Here is a 15753-nt window from a genome sequence, read left to right as displayed (position 1 = left end):
CGGTAAGCAAAGCGTCATTCAATCGAGACCGCCTGGTATGGAAAGTCTGGTTCGCATAAGTAATAGTCAATCTGGCAACAACAACATCATCTGCACCAACAACCTCACCTGTCACAGGAGACCCTCATGCGTCACATCGCCCGCGCCACCGTCCTGGCCTCGACAGCCGCTCTTGCCGCCGCCATGGGTGCGGTCGTCCTGGCGCCCATCGCCTCCGCGGAACCCGAAGCACCCGCAAGCCCGTTCGGTTCCTCGGTCGCCGAATCACCCGACCTCGTCGTCACGATCGGAACGGCATGTGTGGCGAAAGACGAAAAGAAGCCCGAGGGGGAGAAGGTCGGCGCGCTGGAGATCTCGGTCGAGAACGTCGGTAAGGGTGCCGCGTCCGCAGTGTCCATCAACTATGCGGTGCTCCCCGATGTCAACGGTGCCGCCACCGTGGAAAAAATCGATCCGGGTAAGACGGAAAAGGTAATCGTGCCGAGTGGGGCAGCCGAGTGGGTCTCGCGCCCGGGCGGCGTAGCGGTGTTCTCGCCGCAGCTCGATGCAAACTACTCGAACAACGTCGCGGTCGGCCTACTCAGTGTCGATTGCGCACCGGAACCCGCCGACACCGAGGAGTAACAGCGGAAGGTTTCACCTCGATCCTGCGCCGTGACGGCACTGCCGTCACGGCGCAGTCGTGTGTGTAGGAAGGCGCCGGGAACAAATTCTGCGCATCCTCCGTTAACCCTTTCGACAGCCTTGAGTGGATGAGGCTCAAGTCCAGCTTGACGAATTAAAAGTTGTCTTGCAGACTTGAGTGCAGTTCACTCAGCTAGGCATTTTCCACAGCAATAACAGGAGGAAACATTATGGCTCGTGCGGTCGGTATCGACCTCGGGACCACCAACTCGGTTGTGTCCGTCCTAGAGGGCGGCGAGCCGGTTGTGGTCGCCAACGCCGAGGGATCACGCACCACACCGTCGGTCGTCGCCTTCGCCAAAAATGGTGAAGTGCTCGTCGGCCAGCCCGCGAAGAACCAGGCGGTCACCAACGTCGACCGCACGATTCGTTCCGTGAAGCGTCACATCGGCACGGACTGGAACGTGGAGATCGACGGCAAGAAGTACACGCCACAGGAGATCAGCGCGCGCACGCTGCAGAAGCTGAAGCGCGACGCCGAGGCCTACCTGGGCGAGGAAATCACCGACGCGGTCATCACCGTGCCCGCTTACTTCGAGGACGCGCAGCGTCAGGCAACCAAAGAAGCCGGCCAGATCGCCGGCCTCAACGTCCTGCGAATCGTCAACGAGCCCACCGCGGCTGCACTCGCATACGGCCTGGACAAGGGCGACAGCGAGCAGACCATTCTGGTGTTCGACCTCGGTGGCGGCACGTTCGACGTCTCCCTGCTCGATATCGGCGACGGTGTCGTCGAGGTCCGTGCAACCTCGGGCGACAACCACCTCGGTGGCGACGACTGGGATGAGCGGATCGTCACCTGGCTCGTCGACAAGTTCAAGGCTCAGAACGGCATCGATCTGACCAAGGACAAGATGGCCCTTCAGCGTCTGCGTGAAGCTGCCGAGAAGGCGAAGATCGAACTGTCCTCCGGACAGAGCACGTCGATCAACCTTCCGTACATCACGGTCGACGCCGACAAGAACCCGTTGTTCCTCGACGAGCAGCTCAGCCGCTCGGAGTTCCAGAAGATCACCTCCGACCTGCTCGATCGCACTCGTGCGCCGTTCCAGGCAGTGGTCAAGGACTCCGGCATCGCCGTCAAGGACATCGACCATGTCGTACTCGTCGGTGGTTCGACGCGTATGCCTGCGGTCTCCGAGCTGATCAAGGAACTGTCCGGCGGACGCGAGCCCAACAAGGGCGTCAACCCGGACGAGGTCGTGGCCGTCGGTGCTGCACTGCAGGCAGGCGTGCTCAAGGGTGAGGTCAAGGACGTTCTGCTCCTCGACGTCACACCGCTGTCCCTCGGTATCGAAACCAAGGGTGGCGTGATGACCAAGCTCATCGAGCGCAACACGACCATCCCGACCAAGAGGTCCGAGACCTTCACCACTGCTGACGACAGTCAGCCTTCGGTACAGATCCAGGTCTTCCAGGGTGAGCGCGAGATTGCTTCGCACAACAAGCTCCTCGGCTCCTTCGAGCTGACGGATCTGCCACCGGCCCCTCGCGGTGTGCCCCAGATCGAGGTCACCTTCGACATCGACGCCAACGGCATCGTGCACGTCACGGCCAAGGACAAGGGCACCGGCAAGGAAAACACGATCAAGATCCAGGACGGCTCCGGCTTGTCCAAGGAAGAGATCGACCGCATGGTTGCCGACGCGGAAGCTCACGCCGACGAGGACAAGGCTCGTCGCGAAGAGGCCGAGGTACGCAACCAGGCCGAGTCCCTCGTTCACCAGACGGAGAAGTTCGTCAAGGACAACGAGGACAAGGTCGACGCAGATCTCAAGGGACGCGTCGAATCGGCAATCGAAGAGGCGAAGTCGGCTCTGAACGGTAGCGACATCTCGGCAGTCAAGTCTGCTGTGGAGAAGCTGTCCACGGAGTCGCAGGCTCTCGGTACCGCCATCTACGAGGCTCAGGCCAACGAGCAAGGCGGAGCTGAGGGCGGAGCTCAGGCTGCTGACGACGGTGTCGTCGACGCCGAGGTCGTGGACGAGCCCGCCGACGACACGGACAAGAAGTGACGCCCCGCGACAGCGATCACGATCTGCCTAACTCCGAGCGGGAACCGGTCACTTTCGTGGACAAGCGAAAGATCGATCCCGAGACCGGTGAAGTTCGGGAAGGTGACGCAGTGCCGGAGCCTCTAGTGGGCACCGGGGCTGCGCCCCAGCCAGGCTCGGTGGACGAAGGGGATGTCGAGGTAGAGGTGGTTGAGGACGTGCGCGAAACACAGATCGCGGAACTCACCGCCGATCTGCAGCGGGTGTCGGCAGAGTATGCCAACTACCGTCGTCGGACCGACCGTGAGAAGCAGGTAGGAGCGGAGAACGCGAAAGCGTCCGTTGTCTCCCAGTTGATTCCCGTGCTCGACGATCTCGAGCGGGCACGCCAACACGGAGATCTCGAGACAGGGCCTCTCAAAGCACTGTCGGACAAGCTCGCCAGCGTCTTCGCAAACATCGGTCTCGCTGCTTTCGGCGCCGTCGGTGACAAGTTCGACCCTTCGGTTCACGAAGCTGTGTCCCATGAGGGTGAAGATCACGATCCGGTAATCGGAACGCTCATGCGTCCGGGTTACAAGCTCGGCGATCGCGTCCTTCGGACTGCGATGGTCGGTGTGGTCGATGACGCGTCACAAGATTCGGGAGCCGATGCTCCCGAGGGGCAGTAAACAAAAATAGCGCGAGAGGAGGAAACGCCCGGTGAGCCAGCGGGAGTGGATCGAGAAGGACTTCTACAAGGAACTGGGCGTTTCTTCCAACGCGTCCACAGACGAGATAAACAAGGCATACCGGAAGCTGGCCAAGGACAACCATCCTGACGCCAATCCAGGAAACACCGAGGCCGAGCGTCGCTTCAAGGCGGTCAGTGAGGCCAAGTCGGTTCTCATCGATCCGGCGAAACGTAAGGAGTACGACGAAGCACGTCGACTCTTCGCTTCCGGTGGATTCGGCCAGGGCGGTGGCGGATTCAGCCCCGGTGCGGGCGGATTCGGCGGGGGTGGCAGCGGCCAGACCTTCGACGTCGGCGACATCTTCGGTCAGGCCGGCGGCGGCGGCGGCGACGGCGGAATCGGCGACATCTTCGGTGGACTGTTCAACCGCGGTGGGACGCAGCAGCGCCCCGCGGGCAACCGTCCACGGCGAGGCAGCGACGTCGAGACCGAGACCACTCTCGGTTTCCGTGAAGCCACGCAAGGTGTCACTGTTCCCCTGCGACTGACCAGTCCGTCCTCGTGCACCACCTGTCACGGCAGCGGTGCGAAACCAGGAACAAGCCCGCGCGTGTGCCCCAGGTGCAACGGCGCAGGCGTGGTCAACCGCAACCAGGGCGCGTTCGGGTTCAGTGAGCCGTGCGACGACTGCCGCGGAAGTGGTTCGATCATCGACGATCCGTGCCAGGATTGCCGCGGTACCGGAGTACAAAATCGCACTCGCACCATCACCGTGCGTGTCCCGCCCGGAGTGTCCGACGGCCAGAAGATCAGGTTGGCGGGCCAGGGTGAAGCCGGTCTGCGTGGGGCACCCTCGGGCGATCTGTATGTCACCGTCCGGGTTCGACCCGACAAGGTCTTCGGCCGCAGCGGCGACGATCTCACCGTCACGGTGCCGGTCAGCTACGGCGAACTGGTCCTCGGGGCCACGCTGTCGATCCCGACCCTCGACGGCCGAGTCGGCGTCAAGGTGCCACCGGGCACGGTCGACGGACGTGTGCTGCGTGTTCGTGGGCGAGGAGTTCCCAAGAAGACCGGAACCGCAGGTGACCTGATGGTCACCGTCAAGGTCGCGGTACCGCAGAAACTCGACGATCCCGCCATCGAGGCACTGCACGCTTATCTGGAAGCCGAGAAGGCCAGCGGATTCGACCCGCGGGCCGGGTGGGCAGGCGCGTAGTGACACTGGAGCCGAACACTCCTGGATCGGGTCATTCCGCAGGCTCCACTCCGGGCCCTGGATCGGGTCATCCCGCAGGCTCCACTCCGGGCCCGGGCCCCGGCCACGCTGACCCCGATGCCCAGGTGTTCGTCATCTCGGTCGCGGCCCAACTCGCGGGCATGCACGCGCAGACCCTGCGTACGTACGACCGTTTGGGGTTGGTGACGCCGCACCGCACTACCGGTGGGGGACGGCGTTACTCGCCGCGGGATGTGGCGCTGCTTCGTGAGGTGCAGAGGTTGTCGCAGAACGAGGGTGTGAACCTGGCAGGCATCAAGCGGATCATCGAGCTGACCAATCAGGTGGAGGCGCTGCAGACCCGCGTCACCGAACTTGCCCATGAGTTGGCGAACGTGCACGCGAGCTACCGACGCGATCTCGTTCCCGTACAACGCAGCGCCTTGGTCGTCTGGAAACCGCGACACCAACGCTGAGCCCCCTGTCGAAGTACGGAAGCTATCGGCTGATCGCGCACAGGCGGTGAGACCGCTTATCCTTGACGGCATGCAGACGTGGAACGCAAAAGTGGTCCAGTACAACCGACTACGCAACGACTTGGCCGTCGTTCGTCTCGTCGGGGACGCCGTTCCATTTCGAGCCGGACAGTCGGTAGAGGTCGTGGTGCCGCAGAACGCAACCCTGCCTCGACGGTATTCCTCAGCGCTTCCGCCGTCGCTGGACGGCAAGCTCGAATTTCATGTTCGAGCAGTGCCGGCGGGCTGGGTCAGTGGGTCGATCGTCAACGAGACCCGACCGGGTGACGTATGGCAACTCCGCAATCCGGGCGGCAATTTTCACATCGACGACTCCGGTCGAGATGTCGTCATGATCGCCGGAGGAACCGGGCTGGCACCGCTGCGTTCGCTCATTCTGGACCTAGCGCGTCGGCCGTCGCCACCTCGAGTGACGTTGTACTTCGGTGGTCGATCGCCCAGTGATCTGTATGCCGCGGATCTGTTGTGGATCCTTGCGTCCGAACTGCCCTGGCTGAAAGTCGTGCCAGTGGTGGATCAATTGGCGGACCCATGGGCGCCGGACAGGTGGCACGAGGCCATCAACGCCCACGTCGCAGACCCTGACGCGAGGTTCGGGGCGAAGCACTGCTGGGAAGGCAGCCTCGCCGACGTCATCGCCGTCCAGGAGCCCTTCGACCGTCACCAGGTTCTGGTGTGCGGTTCGCCTGGCATGGAAGCTGCGACGCTGTCGGCACTGGTCGACAACGGAACACCGATGGAGGCGGTCCAGCGCTGAAGCGCTACCGCCCTTCGAACACCGGGGCCCGCTTCTCGGCGAAAGCCCGGGGCCCTTCCTTGGCGTCGTGGCTCTTGAATACCGCTACTCCGAGTTCGGCGTCGATCTTGAACGCCTCTTCCTCGTGGAGTCCCTCGGTGTCTCGGATGGTCTTGAGTATCGCCTGCACGGCGAGCGGGCCGTTCGCGGCGATGAGTTCGGCGAGTTCGAGTGCCTTCTCCAGTGCCTGGCCGTCTGGGACCACGTGGCCGATCAGCCCGATCTCCTTGGCTTCGGCAGCGCGAATGTGTCTGCCGGTCAACAGGATGTCCGCCGCGATCGTGTACGGGATCTGCCGGACGAGCCGCACTGCAGATCCGCCGAGTGGGAAGAGCCCCCATTTTGCTTCTGAGACACCGAACTTGGCGCTTTCACCTGCAACGCGAATATCGGTGCCCTGAAGAATCTCGGTACCGCCTGCAATGGCGGGGCCTTCGACGGCTGCGATGAGCGGCTTGGTGAGCCTGCGGCCTTTCAACAGTGCCTCGATCTTCGACAGATCCCACCCGCCGCCGCTGAAACTGTCACCTGGGTGTGAGCTGGTCATTGCCTTGAGGTCGGCGCCCGCGCAGAATGCGCCGCCGGCGCCGGTCAGGATGGCGACCCGAATATCGGGGTCGGCATCGACGCGATCCCAGGCGTCACGCATTATCGCCATCATCTCGCCGCTCAGAGCATTGCGTGCTTCGGGTCGGTTCATCGTCACGATGAGGACTTGGCCGCGCTTCTCCACGAGTGCGTGCGGTGATTCCGTTCCGATTTCCGGCGCGCTCGACGTCACTGCGGCTCCCTCGCTCTTGTGATCTCAGTCTCAGATTGGCTATTGCCAGAAACGATAACACGTTCTACTTTTAACGCGTGGCCCTAAATATCGCAGACCTCGTAGAGCATGCAATCGACCTTGTTCCCGACCGCATTGCCCTGGTGTCGGGAGACCGAGAGATCACCTACGCGCAGATGGAAGACAGAACCAACCGGCTAGCCCACTACCTGCAGAAACAAGGCGTCAAGCCGGGCGACAAGGTCGGCGTGTACAGCCGCAACGGTATCGAGACGATCGAGTCGATGGTCGCCATCTTCAAGATTCGTGCGGTCGTGGTCAACGTGAACTACCGCTACATCGAGAACGAGTTGCAGTACATCTTCCAGAATTCGGACATGGTCGCACTCGTTCACGAAGCTCGCTACTCCGACAAGGTCGCTGCTGTCCTACCGACGTGTCCCCTGCTGAAGACGATCGTCGTGATCGACGGCGCGAAGGGCCAGGTCTCCTACGAAGACGCGCTGGAGAGTTCTTCCCCCGAACGCGACTTCGAGGAACGCACCAACGACGACATCTACATGCTCTACACCGGTGGAACCACGGGCAGTCCCAAGGGCGTCATGTGGAGGCACGAGGACATCTGGCGTGTGCTCGGCGGTGGCATCAACTTCATGACGGGCGAATACGTCGAAGACGAGTGGGACATGGCCAAATTAGGTGCCGAGAATCCGCCGATGACGAGAATGCCGATTCCACCGATGATCCACGGCGGGGCGCAGTGGGCCACGTTCCAGAGCCTCTTCGGTGGCGGAAAGACCGTGCTGCACCCCGATTTCGAGGGCCACGCCATGTGGCAGCAGGTCGACAAGTACGGCGTCAACCTCATTTTCATCACCGGCGATGCGATGGCACGACCGATGCTCGACGCGCTCATCGAGGGACGCCCGGATGGCAAGCCCTACGACTTGTCTTCGCTCTTCCTGATAGCCAGTAGCGCAGCATTGTTCTCACCCAGCATCAAGGAAAAGCTTCTCGAACTGCTTCCCAACCGGATGATCACCGACTCGATCGGATCTTCCGAGACCGGCTTCGGCGGACTGTCCATCGTCGCCAAGGGCGCCGAACACACCGGTGGACCGCGGGTGAAGATCGACGCCTCGACGATCGTGCTCGGTGAAGACGGCCATCCCGTCGAGGCAGGCTCGGGAGTCAAGGGCCTGCTGGCTCGGAGCGGGCACATTCCGGTCGGGTATTACAAGGACGAGGTCAAGACGGCCGCGACGTTCAAGGAAATCCACGGCGTCCGATACTCGATTCCCGGCGACTACGCCAGGGTCGAAGCCGACGGCACCGTCACGATGCTCGGTCGTGGCTCGGTCTCGATCAATACCGGTGGCGAAAAAGTGTTCCCGGAAGAGGTCGAAGGTGCGCTCAAATCGCACCCCGACGTCTTCGACGCCATCGTCGTCGGTGTACCGGACGAGCGGCTCGGCCACAAGGTCGCTGCCGTCGTGCAGACCCGAGGCGCAGATCGTCCTACGCTCGCAGACCTCGCTACCGCTGCTCGCAAAGAGATTGCGGGATACAAGATTCCGCGTGCGGTGTGGTTCGTCGACGAGATCAAGCGTTCGCCGGCCGGCAAGCCCGACTACCGGTGGGCATTGAGTCAGACCGAACAGCGACCGGCCGACGAGACCTCCGCGTCGCGTCTCGCCGGCGCAGAGAGCTAGGCAACCGTGCACACCGATCTTTCGGAAAAGTTCGGAATAGAATTTCCGATCTTCGGCTTCACTCCGTCCGAACATGTCGCTGCGGCGATCAGCCGAGCCGGCGGACTCGGTGTGCTCGGCTGTGTGCGGTTCAACGACGCCGAAGAACTCGACGCGGTGCTGACCTGGATGGATGAGAACACCGACGGTAAGCCGTACGGTGTCGACATCGTCATGCCGGCGAAAATTCCTACCGAGGGCGCCTCGGTGGACTTGAACGAATTGATTCCGGCCGAGCATCGAGCGTTCATCGATCGGACGCTCGACCAGCTCGGTGTGCCGCCGCTCGACGACGATGCGGCACGCAACGAAGGGGTGCTCGGCTGGCTGCACTCGGTGGCCCGCTCGCACGTCGACGTCGCGTTGAAGCACCCGATCAAGTTGATCGCCAACGCACTGGGCTCGCCGCCGAACGACGTGATCGTGCAGGCACATGAGCACGGCGTACCGGTCGCAGCGCTGGCAGGTACGGCGGAACACGCGCGCAGACACATCGAGAACGGTGTCGATATCGTCATCGCTCAGGGGTATGAAGCTGGGGGTCATACCGGTGAGATCGCTTCGATGGTGCTGCTACCCGAGGTCGTCGATGCGTTGGGCGACTCGGGTGCAGTCCTTGCGGCAGGCGGAATCGGCAGTGGACGACAAGTAGCGGCCGCGCTGGCGCTCGGCGCCCAAGGTGTCTGGATGGGCTCGATGTGGCTGACTGCGTCCGAGTATCGCCTCGGTGCACGCGCGGAGGGTAAGCCGTCGGCGATGCAGGAAGCGTTGTTGACGGCGACGTCGAGCGATACGGTTCGAACGCGCATCTACTCGGGTAAACCTGCGCGTTTGCTCAAGACGAAGTGGACCGAGGCGTGGAACAGCGCCGAGGCCCCGGACCCACTACCGATGCCGTTGCAGAACATCTTGGTCAGTGAAGCCCATCAACGAATCAACAACGCCGATAATCCCGATGTGGTCGCCATGCCGGTGGGACAGATCGTGGGCAGGATGAACGAGATTCGGGCGGTCGCGGACATAATCGCCGATTTGGTGGGCGGATTCGAGGAAGCAGTCAGCAGGCTCGACAAGATTCGCTAGACAACTCGGCGGGCTCGGGTAACCATGGGTGGGCCCGCCGAGTTGTGTTGCGGGGGAGTGTGTGTCGAGGCCGATAAGTTCCGTTGTCGCCGGGTGGGGGCGCTCGAGGCGAGCAACGGGTTCCGAGCCGACTAGTGTTGGGTCACACACGAATGAACGAACCGAATGGAGACTCGTAGTGGCTTCCGCGATCGCAGCAGGCGACCTGGTCCAGGCGAACGGGCACGCCGGCCCGTGGAAAGTGCTCGAGATCCGACAGGGTCTCGCACTTTTGGAACATCACGGTGGCCATCGACTCTCGGTGCGTACCACCACACTGTCGGTGGTCCGCAAAGGTTCTCCTGGGGGAGAGTCGGAGTCCACGGGTTCCTCGGCAGCAGTGGCCGACGAGCAGCCGTCACCTACTCTTTTCGACTGACCGGTCCTTGGAGGGGCCGTTCGAGCTCGGGCCGAAAGTCGCTGAGGGGCACACTTTCTCGGAGTCCGATCGCCCTCGAACCAGGGCCGTTTCGGTGTCGCCCGACCTGGCATGTAGTAGGCCGGGCGACAGTCCGAATCAGGCAGGCATGTCGGCGAGAGCGGAACCGAGACGGCGCAGCTGAGCGGTGGCATGTCCGTAGGCGAACTCCGCCCGCTTGGCGACGAGGAAGTATCGGTGCACCGGATGATCGCGATCGAGCCCGACACCACCGTGGATGTGCACCAGCGTGTGCGCGACGCGGTGTCCCGCGTCGGCTGCCCAGAACTTTGCGACCGCAACATCTTCGTCACCGTTGTTGCCTGCGGAGAGGCTCCACGCGGCCTTCCAGAGCGTCAACCGGGCGCCCTTGACATCGATGTATCCGTCGGCCAACCGCTGTGCGACAGCCTGGAAGCTGCCGATGGGCTTACCGAACTGAACACGTTCGCGGGCGTACTCGGCGGTAAGCCGAAGCGATTCCTCCAGGACTCCGACCTGGTATGCGCAGGTTCCGAGCGTGACGCGTGCCAGAACCCAGCGCGCGACGTCCGGATCTGCGAGCAAGCGTGTCGAGTCGACCTGCACCGAGTTCAATTCGAGAACTCCGATGCTGCGGTTGTCGACGCCTTGCTGGGGTAGGACCGTGACGCCGGGGTCGTCCGCGCGAACGAGGAACGCACCTGCGGCGGTCGTGACGAGGAAGCCGTCGGCGACGGGTGCACTGTCGACGCCGATCTTGGAGCCGGTCAAAGTCCAGCCGGTGTCGGTTCGGTCTGCTCGGGTCAACGGGTCGAGCGGTTCGCCGTGCTCTTCATCGATTGCCAGCGTGAGGATCGAAATCCCGGCAACGGCTGGGGCTGCCCACTCGGTCCGCTGCTCGTCCGAGCCGAACCGGGCGATCGCCGCGGCGACCGAAGTACTTGCCACGAACGGGACGGCGGCAATGCCTCTTCCGAGTTCGATGGCGATCGACGATGCTTCCAGCTCGCCGTAACCGTCGCCGCCGATGGACTCGGGTGCGGCGGCCGACAGAAGGCCGCCGGAGATCAGCGCATCCCACAGGGCTCGGTCGATGCTGTCCGGGTTCGAATCCAGCTGTCGCTGAACGTCGTTCGTACTGTATTTGGTGACGATGTCTTGGGCGAGCCCGGCGAGATCGCGCTGAGCCTCGGTGGTGGTGAAGTCCATTTCATTCTCTCCCGAAAAGTCAGCGTGCAGATGCGGGCAGGCCGAGCGCGGTCATGCCGATGATGTCGCGTTGCACCTCGTTGGTGCCGCCGCCGAAGGTGAGGATCAACGAAGAGCGATGCAGCCTTTCGAGTCGACCCTGCAGTTGGGCACCAGGCGAGCCGCGCCGGAACGTGGCGGACGGTCCGAGGATTTCCATCATCGTGCGGTATGCCTCGGTTGCCAGTTCGGTGCCGTACACCTTGTTCGCCGAGGCGTCGGCCGGCCCGGGGGTGGAGCTGGCGGCGGTGATTTCCCAGTTCAGCAGTTCGAGGTAGGACGCCTTCGCGTGTACCCGAGCGAGTGCGATCTGCACCCATTCCTGATCGATGATTCGGGTGCCGTCCGGCTTCTTGGTGTTCTGCGCCCACTCACGGACCTCACGGAGAGAGGCGACCAGAGGACCGGCCGAGGTGAGAGCGACACGCTCGTGGTTGAGCTGGTTGGTGATCAGCGACCAGCCGCGGTTCTCTTCGCCCACGAGTGCGGTCTTGGGCACCCGCACATCCTGGTAATAGGTCGCGCTGGTGTCAGGGCCTGCCATCGTGTGCACCGGAGTGGTGGAGAAACCTTCGGCGTCGGTGGGAACTATCAGCATGCTGATTCCGCGGTGCTTGCGAGCCTCGGGATCGGTACGGCACGCGAGCCACACGTAGTCGGCGTACTTGATGAGCGAGGTCCACATCTTCTGGCCGTTGATGACGTAGTCGTCGCCGTCGTGCACTGCAGTGGTGCGCAGCGCTGCCAGGTCGGTGCCTGCTTCCGGCTCGGAGTAGCCGATCGAGAAGTGCAGATCGCCTGCCGAGATGCGCGGAAGGAAGTACGCCTTCTGCTCGGGCGTGCCGAACGCCATGAGAGTCGGCGCGACACTGTTGATGGTCAAAAACGGAACCGGCGCCCCCGCAGTGGCGGCTTCGTCCGTAAAGATGAGTTGGTCCATGGCCGAACGTGCCTGGCCACCGAACTCGGTAGGCCAGCCGAGCGCGAGCCAACCGTCGGTACCCATCTGTTTGACTACATCGCGGTAAACGGTGCCCTCACCGTATTCACCGGACGTCGAGCTCAGGGCCTCGCGGCGCTCAGGAGTGATCAGGGTGGCGAAGTAGGCGCGTAATTCGGCGCGCAACTCGGCCTGTTCCTCCGTATACATGATCCGCATATCAGTGGTCCTCTCGTGCCCGGAATCTGCAACAAGTTCATGGCGAGTCGACGTCGGAATCCGTGCGTCACCCTCAGGTAAGTCGAATCATTGCACACGGGGTGGAACAGGTTCTAGTCTTGAGGGATAAGCGGCCCGTCGGCCGGGTGTGCGGCCTCGAACCGAGGACAAACCGCGATGCACGAGCGCCGACGCGGCCACATCACTAGTGAAAGTGGGTATCGACGGTGCTCGAGGTGGATTTCGATCGGTGTGAAGCGAACGGCGTTTGTGTAGGTGTAGCACCCCAGGTGTTCGACCTCGACGACGACGACCAACTGGTGGTGTCCGATACCGCGGACCTGCCCGAGAACAAGGCGGACGTGGACGAGGCAATAGCGGGTTGTCCGCGAGCCGCGCTGCGGTGGAAGGGATAGCTTGCTTGCCACAAACATAGAACACGTTCTACAGTCCGGAACGTGAACGACGAAGAGGTACGAATCGACGGCAGAGTAGCGCTCGTGACAGGTGCTGCGTCCGGACTCGGCCGCGCGGAGGCCATCGGCCTCGCGCAGGCGGGTGCCGACATAGTGCTCGGCGACATCGCTTCGGGACCGGCCGCGGACGAGACGATCGCGGCGATCGAGGCGACGGGCCGTCGGGTGGTCTTCGTGCCGGGCGACGTGAGCGAACGTTCCACTGCCGACGCCATGTTCGCGGCCGCGCAGGACAAGTTCGGCCGCGTCGACATCGTCGTCAACAACGCTGGAATCGTCCGAGACCGCATGCTGTTCAACATGTCCGACGACGACTGGGACGCAGTCGTTCGGGTACATCTGCGCGGACACTTCCTGCTCACGCGCAACGCGGGCGCTTACTGGCGGGCCGAGTCGAAGAAGTCGGGTGCACCGGTCTACGGCCGGATCGTCAACACCTCTTCCGAAGCAGGTCTGCTGGGGCCGGAAGGGCAGGCCAACTACGGCGCAGCCAAGGCAGGAATCACGGCGTTGACGCTGTCGGCATCGCGGGCGTTGTCACGATACGGGGTTCGCGCCAATGCGATCTGCCCACGGGCCCGTACGACGATGACCGAGGCTGTCTTCGGGGACGCCCCCACCGCCGGGGTCGATCCGTTGGCGCCGGAGCACGTTTCGACGTTGGTGACCTACCTGTCCTCGCCCGCCTCGGACGCCGTCAACGGCCAGGTCTTCATCGTCTACGGGCCGATGGTGGCTCTGATGGCTGCCCCCGTCGTCGAGCAGCGGTTCGACGCAACTTCGGATGCGTGGACGCCGCTGTCTCTCGGGACCGAGCTGAGTGCGTACTTCGACGGCCGTGATCCTTCCAAGACCTTCTCGGCCGGCGCGGCTCTCGATCTCGACGCTTCCGAGGTCACGGTCGGTTCGTAGCTTTTCGATTTCGGCCACATCACCGACCATGTCGGGCGAAGATGATGCGGGCACGTAGGTTTCGATGTGGCGGGTGTAAAACTAGAACTTGATCTAGTTTTACACCCGCTTCGTCGCGGTGAAGCTTCCGCTTCTAGTGGCTGAGAGGGCCCCTTGGATGTACCGAATTCTGGACACCTGGAAGCGAAAACGACTTTCTTGCAATGTAAGTGAACAGAAGGGCCGTACGCGATGTGTGCGACACTCACGCGTGATTCGAACCGCCCACTATCGAGATCGGTCGATTCTTTGACTACTGAACGTGTTCTAGTTAACATGAGCTGGACGGCCATGACCTGGATCACAGTGCCGCATGCATCGAGGGAGGTTCCATGAACGACGTTCTACTCGTACCCCTTCGTGCGGTAGGCGCTTTCTTCGACATGTCGTGGTACACCCTACGTTCGGTGTTCCGCCGGCCGTTCCAGCGTCAGGAGTTCATCGACCAGGCGTGGTTCATCGCCCGCGTGTCGATGGTCCCCACCGTCCTGGTGGCAGTGCCGTTCACCGTTTTGGTCAGTTTCACCATCAATATTCTTCTCCGCGAGATCGGTGCAGCCGACCTCAGTGGCGCGGGCGCTGCTCTTGGCGCTGTCACGCAGGTCGGTCCCATCGTCACGGTGCTCATCGTCGCTGGAGCAGGCGCGACGGCCATCTGCGCCGACCTCGCTGCACGCACCATCCGCGAAGAAATCGACGCGATGCGGGTCCTCGGCATCAATCCGATCCACCGCCTCGTCGTCCCGCGAGTACTTGCCTCGACGGTCATCGCTCTGCTGCTCAACGGCTTGGTGAGCACCATCGGCATTCTCGGTGGCTTCGTGTTCTCCGTCTTCCTGCAAGGTGTCAACCCGGGTGCCTTCGTCAACGGCATCACGCTGCTGACCGGCTTCGGTGAACTCATCGTCTCGCAGGTAAAAGCCGGTCTGTTCGGTATGATCGCCGGCCTCGTAGCGTGCTATCTCGGGTTGAACGTACGCGGTGGAGCCAAGAGCGTGGGCGATGCAGTGAATCAGACCGTCGTCTTCGCGTTCATGGCGCTGTTCGTCGTCAATGTCGTAGTCACCGCCGTCGGTATCAAATTGACAGCCGGATGAGGGGGATCTAGAGATGGCTCTCGTTGCAACCGGCCGTTTTCCGATGGTGCGTAGGCGCATCGGTCGCACATCAGGGGCGGTGGACCGCCTGGGAGAACAGGCGATCTTCTATCTCCGTGCGCTCGGGTATGTTCCGCGCGCCGCCGTTCGCTACAAAAAAGAGACACTCCGACTCGTCGCCGAGATCAGCATGGGGTCCGGGGCGCTGGCCGTCATCGGTGGAACAGTGGTCATCGTCGGTTTTTTGACGCTGTTCGCTGGTGGAACCATTGCCGTGCAGGGCTTTTCATCGCTGGGTAACATTGGGGTCGAGGCGCTCACCGGCTTCTTCGCCGCCTTCATCAACGTGCGCATCGCCGCGCCGGTCATCGCGGGAATCGGGCTTGCAGCCACCATCGGAGCCGGCTCTACGGCGCAGTTGGGCGCCATGCGGGTCGCCGAGGAAATCGACGCACTGGAATCGATGGCAATTCCTTCGATCCCTTACCTGGTCAGTACGCGAGTGCTCGCCGGCATGGTTGCCATCGTTCCTCTCTACTCGCTTGCGGTCATTGCCTCGTTCATCGCGAGTCGCTTCGCCACGGTGGTGCTCTTCGGCCAGTCTGCGGGCGTCTACGACCACTACTTCGACACGTTTTTGATACCGACGGACATTTTGTGGTCCTTTGCCCAGGCCATAGTCATGGCTCTCGCGGTGATGCTGATACACACCTACTACGGCTTCACTGCCAGCGGCGGTCCGGTCGGCGTCGGGGTGGCCGTCGGAAATGCGGTCCGCGCCTCGCTCATCGCGGTCGTGACGGTGACCTTGTTGATCTCGCTGGCCATTTACGGCAGCTCCGGCAACTTCAACCTGTCGGGATAA

16 protein-coding genes are annotated in these 15753 nt (G+C 62.7%); 13 read left to right on the top strand and 3 right to left on the bottom strand.

Annotation, left to right across the window (positions count from 1 at the left end; translation table 11 throughout):
• Positions 1 to 126: 126 nt before the first annotated feature.
• The 6 genes from O1W68_RS02960 (at position 127) to O1W68_RS02935 (ending at position 5864) form a co-directional block, all read left to right on the top strand.
• On the top strand, positions 127 to 624 hold the full coding sequence (locus O1W68_RS02960; RefSeq protein WP_269301385.1) for a Pro-kumamolisin, activation domain family protein: 498 nt from the start codon (positions 127 to 129) through the stop codon (positions 622 to 624).
• 230 nt (positions 625 to 854) lie between these two features.
• Entirely contained in the window at positions 855 to 2699 is a 1845-nt protein-coding gene (gene dnaK, locus O1W68_RS02955; protein WP_269301384.1) for a molecular chaperone DnaK, read from the top strand.
• Positions 2696 to 3349 carry a nucleotide exchange factor GrpE gene (grpE, locus tag O1W68_RS02950; protein WP_269301383.1) on the top strand — a complete coding sequence of 218 codons (654 nt, stop codon included), beginning with the start codon at positions 2696 to 2698 and terminating at the stop codon, positions 3347 to 3349. The genes dnaK and grpE overlap by 4 nt, the downstream gene beginning before the upstream one ends.
• Positions 3350 to 3380: 31 nt before the next feature.
• Entirely contained in the window at positions 3381 to 4571 is a 1191-nt protein-coding gene (gene dnaJ, locus O1W68_RS02945) for a molecular chaperone DnaJ (protein WP_269301382.1), read from the top strand.
• A 125-nt stretch (positions 4572 to 4696) separates the two neighbouring features.
• A complete protein-coding gene (locus O1W68_RS02940; protein ID WP_269301773.1) occupies positions 4697 to 5047 on the top strand; it encodes a heat shock protein transcriptional repressor HspR in 351 nt (116 codons plus the stop codon).
• 70 nt (positions 5048 to 5117) lie between these two features.
• Positions 5118 to 5864: an FAD-binding oxidoreductase gene (locus tag O1W68_RS02935; RefSeq protein WP_269301381.1), complete on the top strand. Its 747-nt coding sequence runs from the start codon at positions 5118 to 5120 to the stop codon at positions 5862 to 5864.
• A 4-nt stretch (positions 5865 to 5868) separates the two neighbouring features.
• On the opposite strand, the gene O1W68_RS02930 is transcribed toward O1W68_RS02935, so the two are convergent.
• Positions 5869 to 6684 (bottom strand): crotonase/enoyl-CoA hydratase family protein, encoded by an 816-nt coding sequence (locus O1W68_RS02930; protein WP_269301380.1) that lies wholly within the window; start codon positions 6682 to 6684, stop codon positions 5869 to 5871.
• 77 nt (positions 6685 to 6761) lie between these two features.
• Between O1W68_RS02930 and O1W68_RS02925 the strand changes: the two genes are divergently transcribed.
• From O1W68_RS02925 to O1W68_RS02915, 3 genes are all read left to right on the top strand, one after another.
• Entirely contained in the window at positions 6762 to 8396 is a 1635-nt protein-coding gene (locus tag O1W68_RS02925; RefSeq protein WP_269301379.1) for an acyl-CoA synthetase, read from the top strand.
• Between the two features lie 6 nt (positions 8397 to 8402).
• Positions 8403 to 9518 carry an NAD(P)H-dependent flavin oxidoreductase gene (locus O1W68_RS02920; RefSeq protein WP_269301378.1) on the top strand — a complete coding sequence of 372 codons (1116 nt, stop codon included), beginning with the start codon at positions 8403 to 8405 and terminating at the stop codon, positions 9516 to 9518.
• 178 nt (positions 9519 to 9696) lie between these two features.
• Complete coding sequence (locus tag O1W68_RS02915; RefSeq protein WP_269301377.1) at positions 9697 to 9936, top strand: hypothetical protein; 240 nt, start codon at positions 9697 to 9699, stop codon at positions 9934 to 9936.
• A gap of 138 nt (positions 9937 to 10074) precedes the next feature.
• On the opposite strand, the gene O1W68_RS02910 is transcribed toward O1W68_RS02915, so the two are convergent.
• Positions 10075 to 11166, bottom strand: coding sequence for an acyl-CoA dehydrogenase family protein (locus O1W68_RS02910; RefSeq protein WP_269301376.1), 1092 nt, complete (start codon positions 11164 to 11166; stop codon positions 10075 to 10077).
• Positions 11167 to 11185: 19 nt separating this feature from the next.
• The gene (locus O1W68_RS02905; protein WP_269301375.1) at positions 11186 to 12364 is read right to left on the bottom strand and encodes an acyl-CoA dehydrogenase family protein; all 1179 of its coding nucleotides are present in this window, start codon (positions 12362 to 12364) and stop codon (positions 11186 to 11188) included.
• Between the two features lie 227 nt (positions 12365 to 12591).
• Here O1W68_RS02905 and O1W68_RS02900 point away from each other — a divergent pair, with 227 nt between their 5' ends.
• The 4 genes from O1W68_RS02900 (at position 12592) to O1W68_RS02885 (ending at position 15753) form a co-directional block, all read left to right on the top strand.
• Positions 12592 to 12780, top strand: coding sequence for a ferredoxin (locus O1W68_RS02900; protein WP_136170066.1), 189 nt, complete (start codon positions 12592 to 12594; stop codon positions 12778 to 12780).
• 42 nt (positions 12781 to 12822) lie between these two features.
• Positions 12823 to 13752 carry a 3-oxoacyl-ACP reductase gene (locus O1W68_RS02895; protein ID WP_269301374.1) on the top strand — a complete coding sequence of 310 codons (930 nt, stop codon included), beginning with the start codon at positions 12823 to 12825 and terminating at the stop codon, positions 13750 to 13752.
• 371 nt (positions 13753 to 14123) lie between these two features.
• On the top strand, positions 14124 to 14888 hold the full coding sequence (locus O1W68_RS02890; protein WP_088945364.1) for an MlaE family ABC transporter permease: 765 nt from the start codon (positions 14124 to 14126) through the stop codon (positions 14886 to 14888).
• Between the two features lie 13 nt (positions 14889 to 14901).
• On the top strand, positions 14902 to 15753 hold the full coding sequence (locus O1W68_RS02885; RefSeq protein WP_269301373.1) for an MlaE family ABC transporter permease: 852 nt from the start codon (positions 14902 to 14904) through the stop codon (positions 15751 to 15753).

Origin of the sequence: Rhodococcus sp. H36-A4 (genome assembly GCF_027158005.1) — a bacterium.
GTDB lineage: Bacteria > Actinomycetota > Actinomycetes > Mycobacteriales > Mycobacteriaceae > Rhodococcoides.
This window is presented reverse-complemented; position numbering and strand designations above follow the sequence as displayed.